Consider the following 6,069-nt stretch of genomic DNA (forward strand, 5'->3'; position numbering starts at 1 on the left):
GTTGGCATCGTTCCAGGTTTTTGTCCCCGATATCTTAATAAATTGATCTCCGTTATTATTAGGGGGGACAGTGACCGAAGCTTCACTATCATCTTTTTGTGTCTCTCCGTTTTCTCCTACTATTTGAATATCAACCTTATTCGAAAGGATTTCTCCAGATTCGATTTGTTTATCTGGCTTTGTTGCAAAAAAGATATAAAAGGATTTTGTTATATCATCAAGTCCAATGGGATTAGAGGAAGTTGACATAATGTCAATAATTCCATTTTCTGTGTTATCCATTAAATATTTTGACAAATTGTAATTGTAATCATCATGTAATGTATTTCTTTCTAATGCTCCGTCAATTTCAACTTTAGGATTCGATACATTATATGCCAGAATTGATTCTGGGATTATTTTTTGTCCCTTATTTGAAATATCTTTAAATATAAAAGGGGCAGTATCTGTTCCTCTTAAATTAAAATTATTGTAATTAAGAAATAATCCCCATAAAGCATTTCCGTTTTTATCTATTCCGTAGGCTACTTTCTTGATAATTTCGTTTTTTGGTACAGTATCTGCAAATCTATGAACTTCGACGCTCTTACTATCATTACTAACTTGATTTTGATATTGAATAGATATTGGTATTTCCTTTATTTCTTTAGAGGATGAAATATTTTCCTTGTATCTAATGTTAATGTTTACCACTATAGATTCTGTTCCAGTATCTGTATTTGCTTTTATGCTAAAAGTTCCATCTTTTTTGCTATCAGGTGTTATTGTATAATCCCCAACAATAAAAGGTTCTGTAGAATAATCCCATTCTGAATTAGCTACGGTTAATTGTATTGTCTCTCCTGTTTTCATAGGTGGTAATGTTAAATTCATAGTTACTTTCAACCAATCTGAAGTGGCTGTCATGTAATTTTGTCCGGGGGGATAACTGATAGATGATGTTACACTTAAGCTATTTTCAAGTATCTTTAACGTAGACTTTTTTATACTTCCAGTTTGATTTGGCGCACGGGTTTGTTGATCCGTTGATTGAGTAGTTTCTGATGCTTGTTTTCGATCTGTTTGCGTGCTCTCTAAAGTAGAGGAATCATTTGTCGTGGTCTCTGTGGTTTCTTTAACCGGACTTTCTACTTGCGAAGCATTACTTACCTCCGTTTCTTTTGTGATCGATTCTTCAAGTTTTGTACTGTCAGCTTGTGTTTGCTGCGTACTATTAGTAGTGCTTGTTGTTTCCGCTAAAACGGTTAGCGGTGTCGTAATGAATGAACTTATCATTACCAACAAACTCAAATATGTGGATAGTTTCTTTTTCATATGATTCCTCCTCGTTCTTTCTAATTTTAGTCACTCAACCAATCTAAATATATCAAGAATAAGTTATTTAAACTATCGAAATCCGACTTTAATTGCACAAAATATTTATAAAAGCAAGCAAATACCATCACTTGCTTGCTTTGTTCTTTATCTTAGAAAGTTTTCTTCGGTTAAGTTCTTTATACAAAGTCCCTAAAGAAAGTTGGTTGGTTTCTGCAATTTCTTTTACTGAATACTCACCACTTTGATACATGCGGATAGCGACATCTAGTTTTTCTTGTGTGACTTTTGGTCGGCCCATTTTAACACCCCGTTTTTTGCTAGCCGCAATACCTTCACGTACACGATCTGCTAATAAATTTCGCTCTAATTCTGAAATCACACTCATCATTTGAAGCATAGCCTTTCCTGTAGGCGTAGCGGTATTCATGTTTTCTTTTAATGAAATAAATTGCACTTCTTTCATTGTTAATTCCTGAACTAACAGTAATATGTCCAATGTATTCCGCCCCAATCTAGAAATACTTTCAACCACTAAAGAATCTCCTGGTCGTAAAATATTGAAAAGTGTATCAATCCCTGGCCTATCTCTTCGGGTTCCTGTATATTTTTCTTGAATTATTTTTTCAGCGCCATAGGCGGTTAATTGATCGATTTGCCGATTTAAATTTTGTTCTTCTTTTGATACGCGTGCGTAGCCAATCATCATCGGTAGTCGTCCTCCTTTATTTTTTTATTATCTAAAAAATGACTTCTTTTTGCAAGGGTATAGTATAATCTTTTTTTTAACGAGTTTTTAGAACTTAGAAACCTTGCTGTTATACGGAAGCCCAAAAATAAATTACTATTCTAAAAATCTCTAGTTTTTTAGAATAATTAAGGAAGTGAACGATTGCCTAGAGCAGTTTTAAAAGAAGAACAAAGAAATTTTTATCGACAATATGCAGGAGAGCTATCCATAGTGCAATTAGATCAATACTTTTATTTTTCAGAAATCGATCTGGAACAAATCAATGAAGCTAGGACGGATAGCAATAAACTGGGTTTTGCTTTACAGTTAGGAACTGTCCGCTTTTTAGGAGGATTTTTTGATTCAATAGAAGATATTCCGATTACGGTTGTTCACTATGTTGCCAGCCAACTAAAACTTAACCCCAATATCGTTAATGACTATACAAGTGCTACAACGATAAAAAATCATAAGCAAAAAATTCAGAACACGTTTAACTACCGTAAACTTACTGGTGAAACACGGAAAAAAATGCTAGCTTGGCTTTTTGAACGTGCAGTGGTCACTAGTGAGCGAGAGAGTGTTTTAATTGACCAATTTCTTCATTTGTTACTCACAGAACATATCTTGCTACCAAAAATTACGTCTTTTGAACGATTAGTAGCGTCAACACTTGATCAAGCAAAAGAAGAGATTTATATGCGGTTGGTAGCCGCTGTTCCGAAGGAAAAAATCAAGCAACTAGAAGATTTATTAGTCCTTGTTACTGCAAATAAATTTGGTTCTTCCATTACCAAGATGGATCACCTCAAGCAATCTCTTACAGAAGGTAAAAGAGAGCTTGAACGAGGTTTTCAACGTTTAAAACAACTAAATGCATTTCAAACAGAAACTTGGGATCTATCAGGCATTCCACACACTAGGTTAAAGAAAATGGCAGAATACACAGCAGTTTCAACTTCTCAATCCGTTCAGCGCTTTACAGGAAATCAAAAGATTGCCCATTTAGTAGCTTTTGTTGCTATCTATAGAGTAAAAGCATTGGATGAATTGCTTCAAGCATTGATTGTTTACTATTCTGAAAAGTTTACACACGCGAAGAACAAAGAGCTTTCTGAAAGGAAACAATCCTTGAAAAAATACGATTCTGCTACCTTATCTTTAACTGAAGCTTTTTCAGAAATGAAAGAAATTGTGAAAAATGAAGCATTAACGGATCAGCAAGCGAGAGACCGCTTAAAAGAGCTATTAACTGAAGAAAGTTTAGAAGATCAATTAGATTTTATAGAACAAACTGCTAAAAGTACTTATGAACCCGTGGCTGTAAAGGAATTGATTGATAAATATCCTATATTTACCTGCTTTTTAACAGACATGATTGAACTTTTACCCTTACAATTTGCTGAAACGAAGCAAGGTAATCAACTAAAATCACTATGGAATTTACTTTGTAACCGTCATCCAAAGAAGTTTACTTTCGAAGATTATTCAGCGGTTAAGCAATTTGTTCCAAAGAAGTGGCAACATTTTATTGAAAATAATCCTGACGAGTGCAATCGAGCGCTATGCATTGTTATTATTGACTTACTAGTTCCTTCTTTGAAAAACCATAATGCCTATATCTCTTATAGTAGAGCGTTTAAAGATCCTATGGCAGAACTTATCTCAGATGACACATGGAAATCCAGAAGAGATCCTCTACTAAAGCAGTTAAATTTATCTGAAAATCCCAAAAAAGCCATTCAGAAACTTTCGAGCGAACTTCATTTATCTTACGATCACACGCTTCAAGAGTGGTCTAAAAATACGATGGCTAGAATTGAGAAAGATCACTTGGTTGTTTCTACTATTCGAAAGAAGAGAGAAACAAAAGAATTTAAACGATTCTTAAAACGAGTAAAAGAGTTGATGCCTGCGATTGATTTGGCGGATTTATTAATGGAAATTAATCAGAGACTAGATCTTACCCAATATTTTTATCATATTAGTCAAAACGAAACCCGAATGACTGACTTAGATATTAGTATGATGGCTGTGTTGCTTGCAGAAGCAACGAATATTGGCATTGGTTCAGTTTCTAAAAAGAATGTAGCAAGCTTAAAACAAGGGCGACTTTCTTATGTCCGCCTAAACTATGAACGATTAGAAACGTTAATTGCTGCCAATAATTGTATTACCACTTCGTATAATCAATTAGATATGGCTGCCTATTGGGGTGATGGAACAGTAGCTTCAGCAGACGGTATCCGCTACGTTACGCCTAGAAAATCAATCTATAGTAAAGCAAATAATAAGTATTACGGTAAAGGACATAAGGGCATTACTTATTATAATTTTGTTTCTGATCACTACATTGGCTTTCAGGGAATGGCTATTCCAGGGACGGAAAGAGATTCTTTATACATTTTAGAAGGATTGCTGGAGCAATCAAGCGAACTGTCCATACAACAAATCTCTACAGATACAGCTGGGTACAGCGATCTCGTATTTGGTCTTTTTGGATTATTAGGGTATCAATTTAGTCCTCGAATCGCAGATTCAGGAAATTCAAAGATCTGGCGGACAAATAAACAAGCTGATTATAAAGAATTAAATCCATTTTCTAAAAATACAATTCGAGTAGATCTAATCGAAAAACATTGGGCAGACATTTTAAAAGTGATTGGTTCATTAAAAGAAGGCCTTGTTTCTGCAACAGAGCTTATTCGGGCGCTACGTAGAGAAAATCATTCAACAAGTTTAGGGCAAGCACTTGAAGAGGTTGGGAAGATTTACAAGACAAAACACCTTCTTCGCTACTATTGTGATGAAAACTATGCTAGAGCGATTCTTAATCAATTAAATAAAGGGGAATCTCGACATAATCTATGTAGAAAAATATATTTTGGGAAGAATGGGAAACTGTATCAAGCGTATTACGAAGGCATGGAAGAACAACTTTCTGCTTTAGGATTAGTTACCAACGCCGTTATTTACTGGAATGCATTATATCTAGAAAAAGTTTTGACACAAATAACTGCAGAAGGGATACCTTATACAAATCAGGATATTGAATCTTTATCTCCATTATTATTTGAACATATTAACTTTGTAGGCCAGTACAGTTTTCAATATGATAAGGATCTTGAGAATGGGAAGCTACGTGCATTAAATCGTACGGAGAGTTGAGAATGTTCGTCTTTAGAAATTCTATGGTCTTTTTTTGTACAGTTGATAATAGGAATTATTCCTATTTTTTTAGAAGAAAAACACAAGAATGTTGGTATAATAGCATTCTTGTGTTTTATTTGAATCATCCTATGGTCCTTTTTTGTACGATTGCATGATGAACCCCTGATTCAACAAATCCCAGGTAGCAATCTTGGTTGGAATAGAACTATTTTTCAGCCCACACCAGCGATTCTTCTACAACAAAATTTTGTTCGAACTCCTCTTTGTCCATAGTGAAAAATATCTCCTGTCCTATTTTTATTAATAGTTGTCCGGAACCTAAACCGATCGCTCCACGTTTTGTTTGAATAGTAACTCGTCCATTAGACTTGAATTTTTTGTTTTTTACGATAGGTAAGTGATCACAAAAGACGCCCAACTGTTTGAGTGCACCAGGAGAGTACTTGAAAAATTGGATTGGAGCCTCGTTATAGCAAACGCCAGAAGCCTTAATTTTTGTTTGTTGTTTCTCTGCAATAAGGTAGCTCTTATTTCGTGACCGTTCCGATAAGTATAAACTAAGGGGAGTGAGCGCTCCGGTGTCGCGTTCCAAATAATAGCTACTATGATACTCTTTGTTTATTATGACTGCCCTAGAGAGCTTGTTCTCTGATTTTCCTACTATATTACAGGCAGTTCGTTGGGAAGACCCATAAACAAGATACTCTGATCCATCTTTGTAGGTAAGAGAGTAGACCGTATACCTACGTCGTGAACGATCTTTTTTTTCTAATTTAATTGCTTGATGAGTTATGAGCTCCTCAACCGAATTATCTCTTTCGAGTGTCTTCAACTGTTGCATAAGTTTTTCCTGA

At 34.9% G+C, this 6,069-nt stretch carries 4 protein-coding genes; 1 reads left to right on the forward strand and 3 read right to left on the reverse strand.

From position 1 onward, the window contains the following. Together IGI46_RS25835 and IGI46_RS25840 are read right to left on the reverse strand one after the other, a co-directional pair. Positions 1-1,314: hypothetical protein (locus IGI46_RS25835; RefSeq protein ID WP_429974622.1), on the reverse strand; the 1,314-nt coding region annotated here is incomplete at its 3' end. Between the two features lie 127 nt (positions 1,315-1,441). Continuing rightward, positions 1,442-2,023 (reverse strand): recombinase family protein, encoded by a 582-nt coding sequence (locus IGI46_RS25840; protein ID WP_429966099.1) that lies wholly within the window; start codon positions 2,021-2,023, stop codon positions 1,442-1,444. Between the two features lie 183 nt (positions 2,024-2,206). Between IGI46_RS25840 and IGI46_RS25845 the strand changes: the two genes are divergently transcribed. Beyond that, positions 2,207-5,212, forward strand: a complete 3,006-nt coding sequence (locus IGI46_RS25845; RefSeq protein ID WP_429966098.1) for a Tn3 family transposase — start codon at positions 2,207-2,209, stop codon at positions 5,210-5,212. Between the two features lie 208 nt (positions 5,213-5,420). On the opposite strand, the gene IGI46_RS25850 is transcribed toward IGI46_RS25845, so the two are convergent. Beyond that, on the reverse strand, positions 5,421-6,069 hold a 649-nt coding region (locus IGI46_RS25850), incomplete at its 5' end, for a hypothetical protein (protein ID WP_429974623.1).

The organism is Enterococcus sp. AZ163 (genome assembly GCF_050498925.1).
Lineage (GTDB): Bacteria > Bacillota > Bacilli > Lactobacillales > Enterococcaceae > Enterococcus_A > Enterococcus_A ferrettii.